General features: G+C 69.8%; 15 protein-coding genes. 9 read left to right on the forward strand and 6 right to left on the reverse strand.

Going from position 1 to position 16,751, the window contains the following annotated elements:
* Positions 1-362: 362 nt before the first annotated feature.
* On the reverse strand, positions 363-680 hold the full coding sequence (locus GXY15_11940) for an HU family DNA-binding protein (GenBank protein NLV41922.1): 318 nt from the start codon (positions 678-680) through the stop codon (positions 363-365).
* Positions 681-1,067: 387 nt separating this feature from the next.
* Between GXY15_11940 and GXY15_11945 the strand changes: the two genes are divergently transcribed.
* The 7 genes from GXY15_11945 to GXY15_11975 all read left to right on the forward strand — a co-directional run bounded on the left by GXY15_11945 (position 1,068) and on the right by GXY15_11975 (position 10,211).
* The gene (locus GXY15_11945) at positions 1,068-2,240 is read left to right on the forward strand and encodes a hypothetical protein (GenBank protein NLV41923.1); all 1,173 of its coding nucleotides are present in this window, start codon (positions 1,068-1,070) and stop codon (positions 2,238-2,240) included.
* Positions 2,241-2,488: 248 nt separating this feature from the next.
* A complete protein-coding gene (locus GXY15_11950) occupies positions 2,489-3,466 on the forward strand; it encodes an NAD(P)-dependent glycerol-3-phosphate dehydrogenase (GenBank protein ID NLV41924.1) in 978 nt (325 codons plus the stop codon).
* Positions 3,467-3,501: 35 nt separating this feature from the next.
* Positions 3,502-5,388, forward strand: coding sequence for an excinuclease ABC subunit UvrC (gene uvrC / locus GXY15_11955; GenBank protein ID NLV41925.1), 1,887 nt, complete (start codon positions 3,502-3,504; stop codon positions 5,386-5,388).
* Positions 5,385-6,764: an alpha/beta hydrolase gene (locus GXY15_11960; GenBank protein NLV41926.1), complete on the forward strand. Its 1,380-nt coding sequence runs from the start codon at positions 5,385-5,387 to the stop codon at positions 6,762-6,764. The genes uvrC and GXY15_11960 overlap by 4 nt, the downstream gene beginning before the upstream one ends.
* On the forward strand, positions 6,761-7,684 hold the full coding sequence (locus GXY15_11965; GenBank protein ID NLV41927.1) for a sugar phosphate isomerase/epimerase: 924 nt from the start codon (positions 6,761-6,763) through the stop codon (positions 7,682-7,684). Before GXY15_11960 ends, GXY15_11965 begins: the two co-directional genes overlap by 4 nt.
* 145 nt (positions 7,685-7,829) lie before the next feature.
* Positions 7,830-8,759, forward strand: coding sequence for a CDF family Co(II)/Ni(II) efflux transporter DmeF (gene dmeF / locus GXY15_11970; GenBank protein NLV41928.1), 930 nt, complete (start codon positions 7,830-7,832; stop codon positions 8,757-8,759).
* 321 nt (positions 8,760-9,080) lie between these two features.
* Complete coding sequence (locus tag GXY15_11975; GenBank protein ID NLV41929.1) at positions 9,081-10,211, forward strand: response regulator; 1,131 nt, start codon at positions 9,081-9,083, stop codon at positions 10,209-10,211.
* A 45-nt stretch (positions 10,212-10,256) separates the two neighbouring features.
* Here GXY15_11975 and GXY15_11980 read toward each other — a convergent pair whose 3' ends face one another.
* The 3 genes from GXY15_11980 to GXY15_11990 form a co-directional block, all read right to left on the reverse strand.
* Positions 10,257-11,213: a type II secretion system protein gene (locus GXY15_11980; protein NLV41930.1), complete on the reverse strand. Its 957-nt coding sequence runs from the start codon at positions 11,211-11,213 to the stop codon at positions 10,257-10,259.
* Between the two features lie 33 nt (positions 11,214-11,246).
* The gene (locus tag GXY15_11985; GenBank protein ID NLV41931.1) at positions 11,247-11,876 is read right to left on the reverse strand and encodes a hypothetical protein; all 630 of its coding nucleotides are present in this window, start codon (positions 11,874-11,876) and stop codon (positions 11,247-11,249) included.
* A 69-nt stretch (positions 11,877-11,945) separates the two neighbouring features.
* The gene (locus GXY15_11990) at positions 11,946-12,323 is read right to left on the reverse strand and encodes a DUF4405 domain-containing protein (protein ID NLV41932.1); all 378 of its coding nucleotides are present in this window, start codon (positions 12,321-12,323) and stop codon (positions 11,946-11,948) included.
* A gap of 327 nt (positions 12,324-12,650) precedes the next feature.
* Here GXY15_11990 and GXY15_11995 point away from each other — a divergent pair, with 327 nt between their 5' ends.
* On the forward strand, positions 12,651-13,730 hold the full coding sequence (locus tag GXY15_11995; protein NLV41933.1) for an exo-alpha-sialidase: 1,080 nt from the start codon (positions 12,651-12,653) through the stop codon (positions 13,728-13,730).
* Between the two features lie 25 nt (positions 13,731-13,755).
* Here the strand turns inward: GXY15_11995 and GXY15_12000 are convergent, their stop codons facing one another.
* Entirely contained in the window at positions 13,756-14,619 is an 864-nt protein-coding gene (locus GXY15_12000; GenBank protein ID NLV41934.1) for a nucleotidyl transferase AbiEii/AbiGii toxin family protein, read from the reverse strand.
* The gene (locus GXY15_12005) at positions 14,616-15,266 is read right to left on the reverse strand and encodes a hypothetical protein (GenBank protein NLV41935.1); all 651 of its coding nucleotides are present in this window, start codon (positions 15,264-15,266) and stop codon (positions 14,616-14,618) included. The genes GXY15_12000 and GXY15_12005 overlap by 4 nt, the downstream gene beginning before the upstream one ends.
* Before the next feature lie 533 nt (positions 15,267-15,799).
* On the opposite strand from GXY15_12005, the gene GXY15_12010 reads away from it, so the two are divergent.
* Positions 15,800-16,735 carry a hypothetical protein gene (locus tag GXY15_12010; GenBank protein NLV41936.1) on the forward strand — a complete coding sequence of 312 codons (936 nt, stop codon included), beginning with the start codon at positions 15,800-15,802 and terminating at the stop codon, positions 16,733-16,735.
* Positions 16,736-16,751 lie beyond the last annotated feature (16 nt).

Here is a 16,751-nt window from a genome sequence, read left to right on the forward strand (position 1 = left end):
TCAGGCGCTGCGCGCCTTCGCAATGACGCGCATTTCCGCGGTCATTGCGAGGAGGCCGCCCCGGCCGACGCGGCAACCTCTTGTCGGAAAGCCCCAAAGCTCTCCGCATCTCATGGGCGAGTGAGCGCCTTTGACGGCGCCGATGCTGTCAGCGCGAACCCACAAGGCGCGCCCCACCTCGAACACATCCGCGATCGTTTCTTGTCCGGCGATCAGGGAATGGGGTGTCTTGGGAGAACGCCGGGCCCGTGCCACCTCGTCGCGGCATCCCGGCATCTTTCCACCAGCCTTGGAACGCCCAAAGCAAGCAGGGCCCGGAACGCCGTTGCGGCGGTTCCGGGCCCTGCGTTTCCGCTCGGGGGTTACTTCTTCTTCGGCGGGACGATGGCGTCCTTGGCGGCCTTGGCGAAGCTGAACTTCAGCACGGTCTTCTTCGGGATCTTGACCGGCTCGCCGGTGCGCGGGTTGCGGCCCATGCGCTCGGGACGCTCGACCAGCTTCACCTTGCCCAGCCCGGGGACCGTGAAGCCCGCGGGAGCCTGCGCATAGATGAGCGCGGTGAGGGTGTCGAGAACCTTCGTCACGTCCTTCTTGGTCAGGCCGGTCTCCTCGGCCATGCAGCCGATGATCGCGGTCTTGGTCAGCGCCTTGTCGCCCTTCTTCGCTTTCTTGATGGCCATCCTACGTTTCTCCTTGTCTTGTTGAACACAGCCCCAAACTTAGCCGTTCGCCCGCGCGCGCCACACACGCGCGCGTCGTTTCCTGTTCCGCGAAGACGCCGCGCAAACCCCTGGTTGCCCATGCGCGCCGCGCCGCCGCCTCCAAGAACAGCTTCATTTATTACCCAACGCGCGGGCATTTGTCAAGCCTTATTTTTCAACGGTTTTTTTTGCATTGGCGGGCCGTCATGCCGCGTCCGGCCGCGCCGGACAAGGGTATTGCGCGCGCGCGCCGCCTATCCCCTGTTTTTTCAGCCAGTTATGCGCGCGCGGCGGCCCGCCCCGGCGCGGTTCGTCCCCGGCGGCGGCCAGCGGCTATAATCGTTCCTCCCAAGGAGGCCCCGACCCATGACGTCATTTCCCCCGGAGAAAATCCTGTCCTGGAACCTGTTCAGGCGCTGTTTCACCCGCGTGGAGCTGCCGCGCGACTGCGGGCTCATCGCCCGCACGGATGCGGTGAGCCCGGCGTATCTGCGCAAGATCCGCCGGTGGAATTTCCTGGAGGCGTGGGGCGTCTTCGCGCTGGTCATGGCGGTGGTCTGGTGCGCGTACTGGCTGGACAAGGACGCCACGAAGACCGCGCGCACACTCATCGCCCTGCCGACGATGCTGTGGATGTTCGTCCTGTCGCCGCTGGTCCATTACCGCTTCGAGAAGGACATCTTCCTCCTGCCGCACCAGCAGCGGCGCGGGATGGGGCTCTACTTCTGGGAGTTCCGCGGCCTGGGCAACCCGCTGCGGTACTACGTCGGGAAGGACGGCGAGCCGCCGCTGGTGGTGAAACACTGGCGCTGCGTCGCCGCGGTGATGGCGGCCATGACGGTGCTGTACCTCTCCGCCGCGTGGACTTTCTCGGCGGAGATTGACGCCCGGTACGCGGCGAAGATCACCGCCTGCGGCGGCAAGCCGCAGTTCATCGCCCTGCTGCTGGCCGGCCTCCTCGCGGGGTGGTTCTTCGTGCTCATCCCCTTCATGGTGCGGCTGGACAACTTCGCCCGGAGCCTGCGCTTCATCCTCGCCTTCCTCACGGCGTCCCTGGTCTTTGTGGTCCTGTTCAACCTGTTCTTCCAGTTCGTGCTGGACCCCCTGCGCGGCGTGCTGGAGCCCAACCACTTCCTGCGCCTGCGCGGCGCGCTCGCGCGCGACCGCATCGGCGCGCTCGCCGACCTGCCCGCCATCGGCGGCCAGTGGTCCGGCTACGTCACCTGGGGCTGGGTGCAGCAGCTCATCTTCGCCAGCTACTTCGGCGTGCTCTTCGGGCGCGCCTTCCCCGTCGAGCGGTCGCGCCGCGACCTGGCCAAGGCGTGCCTCTGCTCCGCGACGGCGTTCAGCCTGGTGCACCTGCCCAACGTCTGGCTCATGGTGTTCACCTTCTCCGGCGGCATCTTCGGCACCCTGTTCTTCTACCAGATGTTCAACCTCTTCGCCCTCGGCTTCTCCCACGGCTTCGCGGGGTCCCTGCTGAACAAGCTGACGCCCATCAACTTCAGCGTCGGCCCCGACCAGATGCCCGGGCGCTAGGAAACGACACGCGGCGGAAAACGGGGACTTGCACAAGCGCGGCGAAGCGAAGACGTGCCTGTCCCCGCTTTCCGCCCGCTCCGTCCGTCACCCCCGCGAAAGCGGGGGCCCATGCCTTCAGCGTGCGTCGTGACACGCTGACCCAAGATGGGTTCCCGCTTTCGCGGGAATGACAGCCGGAGGGGCCGTTTGTGGGAAAATGGTCCCCTTGACGGAGGGGACAGACACGCGGCATGGAGGCTCTTGCCATGAACATACAGGTGGTCGGCGCGGGCGGCTGGGGTTTGGCCCTGGCGCGGCGGCTGGCATTGAACGGCCACGCGGTGCGCCTGTGGTGCCGCGGGGAGGACGACCCGGACCGGCTGCGCGCCACCCGGGAGGACCCCCGGCTGCTCCCCGGCGTGCTCCTGCCGGAAAGCGTCGAGGTGGCGCGGGACACGGACCCCGAAGCCGAGATGGCCGTGCTCGCCGTGCCGTCGCACGTCATGCGCGCCGTGGCCGCCGCCATGCCCTTCTCCCCGGAAACGGTCCGCGTCAGCGTGGCCAAGGGCATCGAGAACGAAACGCTCCTGCGGATGAACGAGGTGATCGAACAGGCCGCGCCGGGCGGGCCCGTGGCCGCGCTCAGCGGGCCGAGCCACGCCGAGGAGGTGGGCCGCGACCTGCCCGCGTCACTGGTGGCGGCGAGCGCCGACCCGGCGGCGGCGGAGAAGGTGCAGGCGGCCTTCTTCGCGCCGGTGTTCCGCGTGTACACCAGCGACGACGTCGCGGGCGTGGAGCTGGGCGGCGCGCTGAAGAACGTCATCGCCCTCGCCGCCGGGGTGTGCGACGGGCTGGCCCTGGGCGACAACGCGAAGGCCGCGCTCATGACGCGCGGGCTCGCCGAGATCACGCGGCTGGGCACGGCCTGCGGCGCGCAGGCGGCCACCTTCGCGGGGCTCAGCGGCATGGGCGACCTCATCGTCACCTGCGCCAGCCGCCACTCGCGCAACCGCCGCGTGGGCGAGGAGCTGGCCAAAGGCCGCCGCCTCGACGACATCCTCGGCGGGTCGCCCATGGTCGCCGAGGGCGTCCGCACCACGAAGTCCGCCCGCGCCCTCGCCCGGCGCCTCGGCGTGGACACCCCCATCACCGCCGCCGTCCACGACCTGCTCTTCGGGGGGGCCGAGGTCGGCGCGGTCATCCTCGACCTGCTCACGCGCGGCCCCAAGCCCGAGATCCGGTAGGCGCGGGCCGCCGGGGCCTGTGTTATCCTCTGGCCATGACCCGGGAACAGGACAAAGAGGCCGGCGGCTTTGTGTATGACGCCGCCGCCGTGCCCGCGCAGCCGGGCTGCTACCTGATGAAGGACGCGGCGGGCCGCGTGATCTACGTGGGCAAGGCAAAGAGCCTGCGCGCGCGCCTGCGCGGCTATTTCAACGAGACGGACGGGCGGCCCACCGTGCGCTTTCTCCTGCGCCGCCTCGCGGCGGTGGAGTTCATGGTGACCGCGTCGGAGAAGGAGGCGCTGCTGCTGGAGGACAGCCTGGTCAAGGCGCACAGGCCGAAGTACAACATCCGGCTGAAGGACGACAAGACCTTCCTGAGCCTGCGCCTGGACCCGCGCGAGAGGTTCCCCCGCATCACCGTGGTGAGAAAGGTGCGCCGCGACGGCGCCCGGTATTTCGGCCCCTACCACGACTCAAAGGCGGCGCGGCAGATGCTCCGCCAGCTCGGGCGCATCTTCCCCCTGCGCACCTGCTCGGACCATGTGCTGGAGAACCGGGCGCGGCCCTGCATCTACCACGACATGGGCCGCTGCGCCGCCCCCTGCACGGGCCTCATCGCCCCGGAGGCCTACGCGGAACTCGCGGCCCAGGCCGTCCTCGCGCTGGAGGGGCGCGGCGCGGAGCTGGAGCGCCGCCTGCTGGCCGACATCCGCCGCCTCGCGGCGGAGCTCCGCTTCGAGGAGGCCGCCGCGCTGCGCGACCGCCTCGCCGGACTGCGCGGGACGCTGGAGAAGCAGCGCGCCGTCGGCGGCGACGACGACCGCGACGTGTTCGGCGTGCACGCGCGCGACCGCTTCGCGGAAGTCTACGCCCTGTTCTACCGCGGGGGGCGGCTGCTGGGCGGGAAGGCGTGGTCCTTCGAGCGGCACGACCTGCCCCTGGACGGGCTGCTCGGGTCCTTTCTCTGGCAGTATTACGCCACCGCGCCGGTGATCCCCCGCGAGGTGCTGGTGCCGCTGCCGCTGGAGGGGGCGGGCGCGCTGGCGGAGCTGCTGGCGGAGCGCCGCGGCGGCGCCGTGCGCGTGCTGAGGCCGCAGCGGGGCGACAAGGCGGCGCTGGTGGACCTGGCGTCGCGCAACGCGCGCCAGAGCTTCGAGGAGAAGCGGCTGGCCGAGAGCGCCGCCCGGGACACGCTGGAGCTCATCCGCGACACCCTCCATCTCCCCCGCGCCCCGCGCCGCATCGAGTGCTTCGACATCTCGACGCACCAGGGCGACAAGACCGTGGGGTCCATGGCGGTGTTTGAGGACGCCGCGCCCGCGCCCGCGCGCCGCAGGCGCTTCATCGTGCGCACCGTGGAGGGGCAGGACGATTTCGGCGCCCTGCGCGAGGTGCTCACGCGGCGCTACACGCGCGCCCTCGCGGAGGACGACCTGCCGGACCTCGTGCTCATTGACGGCGGGCGCGGCCAGCTCGCCGTGGCCAAGACCGTCCTCGACGACCTCGGCCTGCCCGACCTGCCCTGCGCCTCCATCGCCAAGTCGCGCCCGGAGGACGGCGCGCGGTCGCCCGAGCGCTTCTTCCTGCCCAACCGGAGCAACCCCGTCGTGCCGCCGCAAAACGGCCCCGTGGTGCGCACCCTGGCCCGCCTGCGCGACGAGGCCCACCGCATCGCCATCACCCACCACCGCGCGCGGCGGAAGAAGGAGGCCCTCACCGGGGAGCTGCTGCGGATTCCCGGCATCGGCCCCAAACGCCTGCGGGCGCTGCTGGCCGCGCTCGGATCCCTCTCCGGCGTGCGCGCAGCCTCGCCCGAACAGCTCGCCGCCGTGCCCGGCCTCAACGAGAAACTTGCGCGGCAGGTCTGGGAATGGCTACAACAAACGGGTGTCGGCGGCGTCCCCCGCGCGGACGCCCCGGAAAAGGGAGACCCGTCATGATCCTTTCCGCGTTCGTGTGGCTGCTGGCGGCGGCGCTCCTGCTGCTGCTGGCCGGGGCTGCCTACTCCGTCCTCCTCGCGGGCGCGTGCCCGGAGGTCGTCCGGTCGAACGAAATATGCCACGTCACCACGCCGGACCTGTGGAAGCTGCGCGTGTGCCGGTTCCGGAAGCCCGGCAGCCGCGGCGAGCCCGTCCTCTTCGTCCACGGGCTCAACGCGAACCAGAACAACTTCCTGAACCCCGCGGGGGCCAACGGCAACCTCGTGGATTTCCTCGCCGCGCGCGGCTACGACTGCTGGACCGTGGACCTGCGCACGACGCACACGGCCCAGCCCGCGCCGGGCAGGTCGGTCCACGACGCCACGGTGGACGACTACGCCGCCTACGACATCCCGGCGGTGCTGGAGCACATCTGCCGCGTGACGGGGTGGGACAGGGTCCACTATGTGGGCCACTCCCTCGGCGGGTTCCTCCTCTACGCCTACGACCTGCACACCGGCGGCAGGCGCCTCGCCTCGGCCGTCACCCTGGGCTCCCCCGTGGACTTCGCCAAGGCGAACGACCTGGTGCCGCCGCCCCTCAAACGGCTGGTGGAGGTCGCGCCGTGGACCTCCGGCGAGCTGCTCCGGCTGGCCCTTCCCTTCGCCCGCAGGTTCAGCCGCTTCGTCCAGTTTCTGCCCGTCAACCCGGCCAACCTCCCCAAGGACATGGACCTCCGGGACTTCTACACCATGCTCGACGACCCCTCGCGCGGCGTCCACCGCCAGGTCTTCAGCTGGGCCGAGGCGGGCGAGGTGGTGATGCACAAGGGGAAGCTGCGGCTCTCGGAGCGGCTGCCGAAACTGAACACCCCGCTGCTGGCGGCCTTCGCCCCCCTCGACCCCTTCATCAACGGCGAGGAGGGGCGCGCCCTCTTTGACCGCATTGAAATGGAGGACAAGAAGCTGCTGCTCTGCGGCCGCGACGCCGGGTGCCTCATTGACTACAGCCACTGCGACCTCGCCTTCGGCGTGAACGCCGCCGCGGAGGTCTTCGGCCCCGTCGCCGAGTGGATCGCCGCGCACCCCATCACGCCGCGTCCGGCCTTCGCCGACCTCCCGGAGGAAGAGCCCGCCCCCGAACCGGAGGCGGCGCCGGAGCCGGCCCCCGAAGACGAACTCCCCGAGGCGGCGCCGGCCCCCGAGGCGGCCCCGGCGTCCGACGCGGCACCTGCCGCAAAACCGGAAGCGTCCGCCGCCCCGGAAGAGGAAGATGCCGGGGAGCCGGTGAAGAAGGCCCCCGCAAAACGAAAGGCCGCCCCGCGCCGCAAGGCCGCCCCGGCACAGAACCCAACGGACGGCGAAGCCGAAAAGACCGAAGAAGGAGAGCAGGAATGAGCCCGATGAACCGCAGAGCGTTTCTCGCGCGCGGCGGCGCCGCGGCCGCCGTGGGGATGCTGGCCGGACGCATGGCGGTGGCGCAGGACGCGCCCGCAACCCCGCAGGTGGTGATCTTCTCGAAATACCTCCAGTTCATGGACTACAAGACCCTCGCGCGCACCTGCCGCGAGATCGGGCTGGACGGCGTGGACCTCACCGTGCGCCCGGGCGGCCATGTGCTGCCGGAAAACGTGGACCGCGACCTGACCGCCGCCGTGGAGGCGATCCGCGCCGAGGGCCTGTCGGTGCCCATGATCAGCACCAACTATTACGACCTGGAGGGGCCGAACGTGACCGGCGTGTTCGCGCGCGCCGCCGCCCTCGGCATCCCCTTCGTGCGCGTCGGCGTCCGCCGCTACGATGACGACGGCCCCATCGCGCCGCAGGCCGCGAAGTTCACGGAGGACCTCGCCGCCCTCGCGAAGCTGGCCGCGGAGTCCGGCCTCACCCTGGGCTACCACAACCATTCGGGATGGAACAATTTCGGCGGCCCGCTGTGGGACCTGCACCAGGCCTGCGCGGCCGTCAACAGCCCGCATTTCGGGTCGAACTTCGACACGGCCCACACCGCCGCCGAGGGCGCCTTCGGCGTGTGGCAGGTGAACACGCGGCTCCTGGCCCCCTATGTGAAGATGTCCTCCGCGAAGGACTTCGTGTGGAAGGGCGCCGAGCCCGAATGGGTGCGCCTGGGGCAGGGCGTGGTCAAGAACGTTGACATGTACCGCATCCTGCGGACCCTGGGCGGGTTTTCCGGCCCCGTCTCCATCCACATCGAGTACAGGCCCAAGGGCGGCGGCAAGGACGGCATGGTGGAGGAAATCCGCGCCACCGTGCCCATCCTGCGCGGCATCCTGAAGGAGGCCGGCTACCCGGCGTGACGGAGTCCTTTCCGCTCCATGCGCGGCCCCGGTTCCCGCCGCGTCGTCGTCGGCGATTCGGGAGACCGGCGTTGTGGAATGCGCTCCGGAGCGGACACAAAGGCCGTTGCTTGTCCGGCGGTTCACGGGGAAAAGGAGACCGCCCATGACATCCCCCTCCCCGCGGCATTCCCACGATTTCGGCCAGGACCGCCGGCTTCCCGGCGAGCGCCGGACCGTGGTGGTGGCGGCGATCACGACGCTGACGATGGCCGTCGAGATCGCCGCCGGGCTGGCCTTCGGGTCCATGGCCCTGCTGGCCGACGGGCTCCACATGGGGTCCCACGCGGCGGCCCTGGGCATCGCCGTCTTTGCCTACGTCTACGCGCGGCGGCACGCCCGCGACCCCCGGTTCAATTTCGGCACGGGCAAGGTGAACGCCCTGGGCGGCTTCACCGGCGCCGTGCTGCTCGCGCTCTTCGCCCTGCTCATGGCCTGGGAAAGCGCCAAGCGCCTGCTGTTCCCCGTTTCCATCGCCTTCGACAAGGCCATCCTGGTGGCGGTCGTCGGGCTCCTGGTCAACGGCGTGTCCGTGGTCATTCTGGGCCGCGGCGACGGGCACTCCCACGGCCACCCCCATGAACATGAACATGACCATCACCACCATCATCACGACCACAACCTCCGCTCCGCCTACCTGCACGTGCTGGCGGACGCCCTAACCTCGGTCTTCGCCATTCTGGCGCTGCTGTCGGGAAAGTATCTGGGATGGAGCTGGATGGACCCTGTCATGGGGGTCATCGGGGCGGTCATGGTGGCCGTGTGGTCCCGGGGGCTGCTCCTGGCGACCGCGCGGGTGCTGCTTGACATGCGCGTCTCCGACGAACTGCTGGACCGGCTGCGGGAACATCTGGAGGCGGACCCGGACACCCGGGTCACCGACCTGCATGTGTGGGAGGTCGGCCCGGGCAGGCATGCCGCCATGGCATCCCTTGCCGCCGCCGTTCCCCGGGCGGCGTCGCATTACCACGCGCTCATTCCGCCGGGACTGGGCATCGTCCATGCGACCATCGAGGTGGATGCCGCAGGGGGGTAACCCCCTCTTCATGGTTCGGACGTGGGCGCGCCATTCCGGCCCGGGGCGGCGAAGAGCCTTGACAATACGGTGCGAAAATGCAAAAATGGGGTACTGGGTCCGGCGGTGGAGGATGGAGTCCGGCGGGGTCCGCAGGCACGGGGGTGACGCGGGCAGCGCGGCGGTCTCGGGCGTCTTCCCCCTTTCCGGACACAGGGCGCGGGAAGTGAACCCTTTGGAAACAGCGGCTGTTCAGAGGAGCATGCGGCCTGTTTGATGTCCCGTCGGGAGAGGTTTCCGGCGGGGCGCAGCCCATGAGACTGACAGCAGGGGGGTGCGGACATGTCTGCCCGGAGCGACAGGCCCTTGGTCATGGTCGTGGATGACACGGCGGAGAACCTGAAGCTTCTTGACGGCATTCTGGAGGGCGGGCACCATGAGGTGCGCCTGTTCTCCTCCGGGGCCATGATGCTCAGGGCCGCCGAAAAGGATCCGCCCGACCTGGTGCTGCTGGACATCCTCATGCCGGAAATGGACGGGTATGAGGTGTGCCGCAGGATGCGGGCGGAGGAGGCGCTGCACGACGTGCCGGTGCTTTTCCTCAGCGCCCTCTCCGATGTGAAGAGCAAGGTCAGGGCCTTCGAGGCGGGCGGCGTGGACTATGTGACGAAGCCGTTCCAGATGGAGGAGGTGACCGCCCGGGTGAAAACGCACCTGCTGCTCCGCAGGACCATCCGGGAGCTGGACGAGCACCGCCGGGACCTGGAGCGGATCGTGCGGGAGAAGGTGCGCGAGCTGTCCGACTCGCAACTTGGCACGATCACCGCCCTCTCCAAACTGGCGGAGTCGCGGGACGACGAGTCGGGCTACCATGTGGAACGGACGCAGGCCTTCTGCAGAATCCTCTGCGAACACCTGATCCGGTCGTCCCGCCACCGCGACGGCATGACCGAGGACTTCGTCCGGAACGTGTGCGGCGCGTCGGTCCTGCACGACGTGGGCAAGGTGGCCATTCCGGACAAGATTCTCATGAAGCCGGGCCGCCTCACGCCGCATGAGTACGAGGCGGTCAAGAACCACGCCCACATCGGCGCGCAGACGCTGGAGGCCGCCCGCCGCCAGGACCCCCGCAACGCCTTCCTCAGCGTGGGGGCCGCCATCGCGCGGTCGCACCACGAGCGCTGGAACGGCGGCGGCTACCCCGACGGGCTCAAGGGGGAACGCATCCCCCTGAGCGCGCGGATCATGGCCGTTTCGGACGTGTACGACGCTCTGCGCAGCCGCCGCCCCTACAAGCAGGCCATGCCCCATGATGAGGTGGCCGGCATGATCCGCGCGGGCGCGGGCACCGACTTTGACCCCGCGGTGGTGGCCGCCTTCCTGGATGCGGAGGGGGAGTTCGAGATGACCTACGAGGAATACTCCCGCCGGACGGGCCCAGGCTCCACCACGCGCCGCGAGAGGATCTTCTAGGCCCCGCGCTCCGCCTCCGGGAAGACACAGGCCGCCGGCCCCCCCTCAGGGATGCGGCAGGTCGAAGACGCGCATGACGGCGGACATCTTGGCGTTCACCGGGGGCTTTCCAGGGTAGCGGACGTACTCAACGTGGCCGTCCATGTACAGGACGTTGCACCCGCCGGGAACGTGGTTGAACTGGGCCGCCGCGATGCCGATGTTGTCGAAGAGGACAAAGACTTCGCTGGCCGCGCCCGCGGCGGCGTGGGGGTCGTTGATGTCCGTGATGAGGAAGCGCTCAATCCCCTGGCGGAGGCGGCGCACCGTGTCGCCGCCGCCGTTGCCGTTGCCGGGGGACACGGACCGGTCGGCGTCCACCTCCTTCAGGAGCCCCTCCGGGTCGTCGCGCAGGGGCATGGCGGAGAAGAACAGGTCGCGCATGGTCTCCATGATCTGCTGGGGCGCCTCGGAAAGGTTCACCACGTCCTCGTCGGAGATGCCGATGACCTCGGCGACCTCCAGCAGGCGCGTCATCAGGTGCATGTCAAGGTCGAGGGGGTCCGTGTCCGCCACGCGGTCGAGCACCCAGGGGACATAGGTGTAGCTGGCGTCGGCCGCCTCCACGCCCTCCTGCCGCCCGCCGGGCACCTTGTTCACCAGCGTGAGCCGGCCGTCGGCGGTGACGTGGTCCTCCAGCCGGTCCTCGGCATCGGAGGGGCAGAAGAGAATCGCCGGATCGGTCAGGTACTCGGGGTAAACCGCGCTCATCCGCGCGGCCCAGGCGAAGCAGGGCCGGTGCCCGCAGCCGGGCTCCAGCTGGAGCGGGGGAAACGCTCCCCCGGGCGCCTCGTTGGTGTACATGGCGAAGATCAGGCCCATTTGCTTGAGGTTGTTCTGGCAGGACGCGCGGCGGGCCGCCTCGCGCGCCCGCGCCAGCGCGGGCAGCAGGATGGACGCCAGAATGCCGATGATGGCGATGACGACCAGCAGCTCGATCAGGGTGAATCCTCGGGATTTCATCTCAGCCTCTCCTTGGAAAGCGTCTTTTTCCAGTCAGGGCATGGGCGGCGGGGGCGGGCCCTCGCCGGGCGGCGGGCCGGGCGGCATCCCGCCGGGAGGAGGGCCGGGAGGAGGGCCGGGCGGCATCCCGCCGGGACCGCCGCCAAATCGGCCGCGCATGGCGCCGCGCCGCTCCTGCATCCGTTTCATCCCCGCGTCAAACTTCTGCCGCTGTTCGGGCGTCATGTGCTCCTTCAGCGCCTCCATCCGCTCCGGGGTGACGCGCTGGCCGGGGCCGCCCCGCATGCCCGGGGGCGGGCCGAGGGCGCCGGGGCCCCCGCCCATCTTCTCGCGCTGTTCGGGGGTAAGCACTTCCCGGATTTTTTCCATCACGGCGCGCATGCTCGCCGGCCCCGGAGGGCCGTCCGCGTCGGCCTTCAGCAGTTCGGCGATCTTCGCCGTCTGTTCGTCGCTGAGGCCCAGGCGCTGCTTCATTTCCTCCGCGCGCTCGCGCGCCATAATCTCCCCCGCCCGCTCCGGGTGCGCGGCGATCTCCGACGGCCCCCGCGGCCCCGCCGGACGCTTCGCCAAGGCATGCACCCCCCACGCCGCCCCGGCCACGAGGTATCCCGCGCCCACTACGGCCAGCAGGTACTGCCACCACGGGCGTTTCTTCTCGGACATGTCCGTCTCTCCTGTCAGTTGCGGCGGAAAGCGCGCGTCGCCCCCCGGAAAGGGCATGCGTCTTCCGGCCTACTCGGCGGGGGGTGCCTGGTGCCGGGGCGGCGGGCCGTCCGGGAATCCGGGGCCGTGCGGCCGGGTGCCGCCGTGCAGCGCGCCCATCACGGCCAGGACAACGGCCACCACACAGGCGATTCCCAGGGCCACCCACGCCTCGCGCCGCTCCTGGAAATACCGGAGCAGCAGACGCCAGTTCACCAGCACATGCAGGAGTCCGGCGACCAGAAAGAGGATGCTGATCCCCTCGTGCAGCGGCTTGACCACCGGCATCAGCCCCCGGACATGCAGCAGCATGAGAACCCCCGTGCCCGCCGTGGCGACAAAACAGCCCGTCAGCAGGGGGCTGATCCAGGATTTCCGCAGCCATCCGGTGTTCGTTTCGTTGTTCATGGCGTGTACTCCTTGGTGCGCGCCGGTCTTGCGCGGCGCTCCTGATGCGGACATTGTAGCAAGCCCCGCGCCAATGCGCCGACCCGCGCCCCCCCGTCACGGCGATGCCGGGGACACGGGCTTTCCCTCTGCGCCCTGGCGTCTCCGCGCCTTTGCGTTAAAAAGTCTTCAAAACAAAGACGCGGGGCCGCAAACAGGAACCCGTCCCAGTATCCCCCGTCCGTTTTGGGAAATTCTTGCGCACCCCCCAGGGCCCCCTTGCAGGATTTTCACACCGCCCGCCCCCCTGCCCTATACTGTCCCCCACACCCATGGGAGGTTCCCCACATGCCCCGCTCCGTGCTCTTTCCGCTTGCCGCCGCACTCTTTCTGGCGTGCGGGACCATTTCCGCCGCGCCGGTGTCCGTGATCGTCGCCCGCGAGCCGGGCCGCTTCTGCGGCTGGCCGAGCATCGCCCAGGCGCCGAACGGCGACCTGCTGGTGGTCTACTCCGGCGACCGGAGCGGCCACCTGTCGAACGACGGCAAGGTGCGGATGGTCCGCAGCGCGGACGGCGGGAAGACCTGGGAGCCGCCGGTGACGGTGTTCGACACGCCCATAGACGACCGCGACTCCGGCATCCTGCGCACGAAGACCGGCGCGATGGTCGTGAGCTGGTTCACGGGCCCCTACGGCGGCGAGTGGCAGGGCCACTGGGTCATCCGGTCGGAGGACAGCGGCCGCACCTGGAACGCGCCCGTCCGCACCGCCGTCACCACGCCCCACGGCCCCGTCCAGCTGGACGACGGCCGCCTCCTTTACCTCGGCCAGCGCCCGCACTGCTCCCACGGCGAGCCGAAGGACTGGAACGGCCCCCCGGCAGAATCGCCCTATGCGGTCGCCCTGCAGGAGTCAAAGGACGACGGCCGCACCTGGGCCGACCTCGCCGTCTTCCCCGTGCCCGCGGACGCCCAGATGCTCAGCTATGACGAGCCCCATCTCGCGGACACGGGGGACGGGCGGCTGGTCGCCCTCTTCCGCGACTGCAACGGGGAGCACTTCCTGCGGCAGTCGGAGAGCGCGGACGGCGGGCGCACGTGGGGCGCGCCGCATGCAACCCCCGTGTGCGGCCTGCCGCCGCACGTCCTGCGCCTGCGCGGCGGCGCGCTGCTGCTGTCCTACGCGAAGCGCTGGGGCGAGATGGGCGTCTACGCCTGCCTCAGCCGAGACGGCGGCCGCACCTGGGACGCGGCGCAGGAGACCCGCCTCAGCACGGCCCCCGACGGGGACATGGGCTACCCCGCCTCCGTGGAACTGGACGACGGCTCCGTGTGGACCGTCTACTACCAGTCCGAGAAAGCAGGCGAGCCCCCCTGCATCCAGGGCACGCACTGGCGGCCCGTCGCCGAGGCGGCCCCCCAGCCCTAAGCGGCCCCAACCGCCCTCCCCAACGTCACACGAGCACGATTCTCCCGGCGGTCTCCAGGAAGAACTCCCGGGACCACAGGGCCAGGGCGTCCGGGTCGCGGACGAAGGGCCGGACCTCGTCCCGGGCCTGTTTCACGTTGAGGGCGCCCACGGCGCCGCGGAACAGGCCGTGAAAGGCGTCCGGGGTGAGGGCATCGCCGGTCCAGTGGCCGGAAGAGCGCATGCGGGCCTCCAAGTGGGAAAGACGCAGGCCCGGGTGCCGCGCGGCGCACCACACGAAATCGTACCAGTCCCTGCCCTTGACGCGCCCGCCCCACTTCCGGCACAGCAGGGCGTGCATCTTGCCCGCAAAGAGGTCGGGGAGGGTGTAGACGCGCACGGCGAAGGGCACCGGCAGCAGCACGGTCCGGCTCTCGGTGGCGAAGCCCGGGGGCGGGTCCGTGTCCACCTCCAGCGTGATCTTCAGGAGTTCCCGCGCGTGGATCCCGCCCACGGCCCCCTCCCCCGGACGGATGACGATCATCTGGCGGAGGGTGTTGGCCCGCAGGAAGGCGGAGGCGATGGCGGAGTCCTCCCGCCGCGGCCGCGCCTCGAAGTCCACCTCAAACCCGAACGAGGCCAGCTCGCGGCGGAGGGCGTCGCCGTAACCGCCGAGGGGGAATGCCGGATCGGGCGCAAGGAGCGAAAAGTCCAGGTCCTCGGAGTAGCGGTCGAGCCCGTGCAGCACGCGGAGCGCCGTGTCGCCGTAGAAGGCGGCGTGCTCGAAGAACTTCGCGCGCCACAGGCCCAGCAGGGCGATCTGCTGGAGCACCTCCCGGAGGGCGTTCGCATGGTCCTCCGCCGTCTCCCGGGGAAACCGCGCCAGCATCTGCTCCACGGCCTCGTTCATGCGCCCCCCTCCGCGCGGCGCGCCAGCCACCGCGCCAGCAGCGTGACCTTCTTGGACCCGTAGGCCCGCGCAATCGCGTTCAGCCGTTCCAAGTCCAGCGCGCCGAGGCGCTCCGGGTCCACCCGCAGGTCATCGAACAGATAGGCGTCGAAGTCCCCCAGCCGTCCCGGATAGAAGCGCTTGTCCGTCCACACCTTGTCGGCCAACGCCTTCTCCGGGGTGGCCGCCAGAACCGGGCCGCCTTCCCCGTCCCGCCAGGCCATGCCGGGGGTGTAGCGGTGCGGCGGCAGGGGGGTGTAGGAAAACACCCCGAACGGGGTGTCGAAACGCCGCCGGACACCGGTGGTCACGGAGGTGACCTCCTCGACCCGCTCCGGGATCAGGCCGTGCAGGGCGAGGGCCGAATCCAGACTCACATACGACGGCCCGTAGACCAGATTGGCCAACTGGAGGCGGTCCACGGCCCGCCGCCGCCAGGGTTCGCCGAATACATAGAGCCCCTTGCGCACCCGGACCAGGTCGCCCCGTGCGGTCAGCGCCCCGATGCGGTCCCTCGGCTTGACATAGTCCTCCAGCAGACCGGTCAGTTGCTGGTAATCCATCAGGTCCGAGCGGGCACCCCGCCGTATGTCCATCATGGTCCTCATGCCCCCATTCTACCATAAATCCGCCAGTATGTCCAGACAAATTGGACATACTGGACGATTTCCGGAAATAGCTGCGGATAAGGTTGCCTGCGGGCCCCTGACCACCAACGGGGATTTTGTGCATGAAGTGATGGACGCGGGGCAGACCATGGCGGACGTTAGTTCTTCGCCCCGGAGGGATCCTCTCCGCCCGTCCTGGTGTCCTGCGTGGGCAGGCGGCTCATGGCGACCCGGTGAAACGCAACCAGCCTCCAAAGAAGGCGCCCCTCTCGAAGAAGTCCGAGAACGGTCTTCCATATGAAGGGCGCGGATCATTGCGCGGCGAAGGGGGAATGGCATACACTATATATTGTGGCGCTGTGGACATCCGGAGAATTGTCAACCATTTACGTCCACAGCGGCGTTATCCCTCCGGACCGGGGGAGCGGTGTGTGCCGTCCCGGGGTCCGGCGGGTTCCGCAGCATGCCTTGTGCGGGGAGCGTGAAACGTACGAAAGGCCTGCCGTCCTGCGCGGCGGGCCGTTGAGGAATGCATGGTTCGAGGACTGCGCATCAGGCAGATATTCATCTGCGTGGACCTGCTGTTGACGGCCCTGTTTCTCGGGGTCGCGGCTTTGGTCGCCCATGAGATGAGCCGCCCCCCGCAGTCCGTCGAGGCGTTGCTGCCCCCGGACGAGGGCGGCGCCGCCCCCGTCGCGCCCCTGGCCCATGTGTCAGACCGGGAGTTTTACGACGGGGTGGCGGGCGGGGGGCTGTTTGGTGAGGCGGGCCGCTGGGATCCGGGGGCGGTTCCCGAGGAGGCGCCGGTGGTGGAGGAGGTGGCGCCGGCGGACGACATTTCGGAGACAACGCTGAGCCTGCGGCTCATCGGCACGGTGGCCCTGTCCCCCAAGAGCCCCTTCGCCGTGGCCTTCATCGGCGAGAAGGAGGGGAACGACCCCGGCAAGAGCTATTTCATCGGAGAAGAGGTGGCGGATTCGGTGGCGCTGGACGAGGTGTTTCCCCGCGAGGTGATCCTGCTGAACCGGGCGACGACGCCGCCCCAGCGGGAGCGGCTGCGGATGGACGAGGAGGAGGAGGAGTCCGGGGCGGGGCCTTCGGCGCCCCCGGCGGCGGCCCCCGCGCCGGAGACGGTGGCGGAGCCGTCGGAGCGGATCACGCTGAAGCGGGACGAGATGATCGCGGAGGTGGCGGAGAACTACGCGTCCCTGGTGAACATCCGCCCGGAGCTGGCGACGGACGAGAACGGGAACGTGCTGGGGATCACGGCGGCGGGGATCGGCGAGTTTCCCCTCGCCCAGCGGCTCGGCGTGCAGGAGAACGACATCCTGCAGACGGTGAACAACGAGAAGCTGGACAGCGAGGACAAGATCATGGAGATGGTGCAGAAGTACCAGACGGCCACCTCCCTCCGGATCGGCATTCTGCGCGACGGCAAACCGAAGGTCATCACCTACCGACTGGAATAGGCAACCCGGCCCGGCG

The sequence above is a fragment of the Candidatus Hydrogenedentota bacterium genome, assembly GCA_012730045.1.
Taxonomy (GTDB): Bacteria; Hydrogenedentota; Hydrogenedentia; order Hydrogenedentales; family CAITNO01; genus JAAYBR01.

Excerpts from the sequence above, each read along its gene's own strand:
- GXY15_11950 (NLV41924.1), top strand. The coding sequence starts at position 2,489 with ATGAACATACAGGTGGTCGGCGCGGGCGGCTGGGGTTTGGCCCTGGCG.
- GXY15_12005 (NLV41935.1), bottom strand. The coding sequence starts at position 15,266 with ATGAGGACCATGATGGACATACGGCGGGGTGCCCGCTCGGACCTGATG.
- GXY15_12010 (NLV41936.1), top strand. The coding sequence starts at position 15,800 with ATGGTTCGAGGACTGCGCATCAGGCAGATATTCATCTGCGTGGACCTG.
- GXY15_11985 (NLV41931.1), bottom strand. The coding sequence starts at position 11,876 with ATGTCCGAGAAGAAACGCCCGTGGTGGCAGTACCTGCTGGCCGTAGTG.
- GXY15_11965 (NLV41927.1), top strand. The coding sequence starts at position 6,761 with ATGAGCCCGATGAACCGCAGAGCGTTTCTCGCGCGCGGCGGCGCCGCG.
- GXY15_11980 (NLV41930.1), bottom strand. The coding sequence starts at position 11,213 with ATGAAATCCCGAGGATTCACCCTGATCGAGCTGCTGGTCGTCATCGCC.
- dmeF (NLV41928.1), top strand. The coding sequence starts at position 7,830 with ATGACATCCCCCTCCCCGCGGCATTCCCACGATTTCGGCCAGGACCGC.
- GXY15_11975 (NLV41929.1), top strand. The coding sequence starts at position 9,081 with ATGTCTGCCCGGAGCGACAGGCCCTTGGTCATGGTCGTGGATGACACG.
- GXY15_11990 (NLV41932.1), bottom strand. The coding sequence starts at position 12,323 with ATGAACAACGAAACGAACACCGGATGGCTGCGGAAATCCTGGATCAGC.
- uvrC (NLV41925.1), top strand. The coding sequence starts at position 3,502 with ATGACCCGGGAACAGGACAAAGAGGCCGGCGGCTTTGTGTATGACGCC.
- GXY15_11940 (NLV41922.1), bottom strand. The coding sequence starts at position 680 with ATGGCCATCAAGAAAGCGAAGAAGGGCGACAAGGCGCTGACCAAGACC.
- GXY15_12000 (NLV41934.1), bottom strand. The coding sequence starts at position 14,619 with ATGAACGAGGCCGTGGAGCAGATGCTGGCGCGGTTTCCCCGGGAGACG.
- GXY15_11960 (NLV41926.1), top strand. The coding sequence starts at position 5,385 with ATGATCCTTTCCGCGTTCGTGTGGCTGCTGGCGGCGGCGCTCCTGCTG.
- GXY15_11995 (NLV41933.1), top strand. The coding sequence starts at position 12,651 with ATGCCCCGCTCCGTGCTCTTTCCGCTTGCCGCCGCACTCTTTCTGGCG.
- GXY15_11945 (NLV41923.1), top strand. The coding sequence starts at position 1,068 with ATGACGTCATTTCCCCCGGAGAAAATCCTGTCCTGGAACCTGTTCAGG.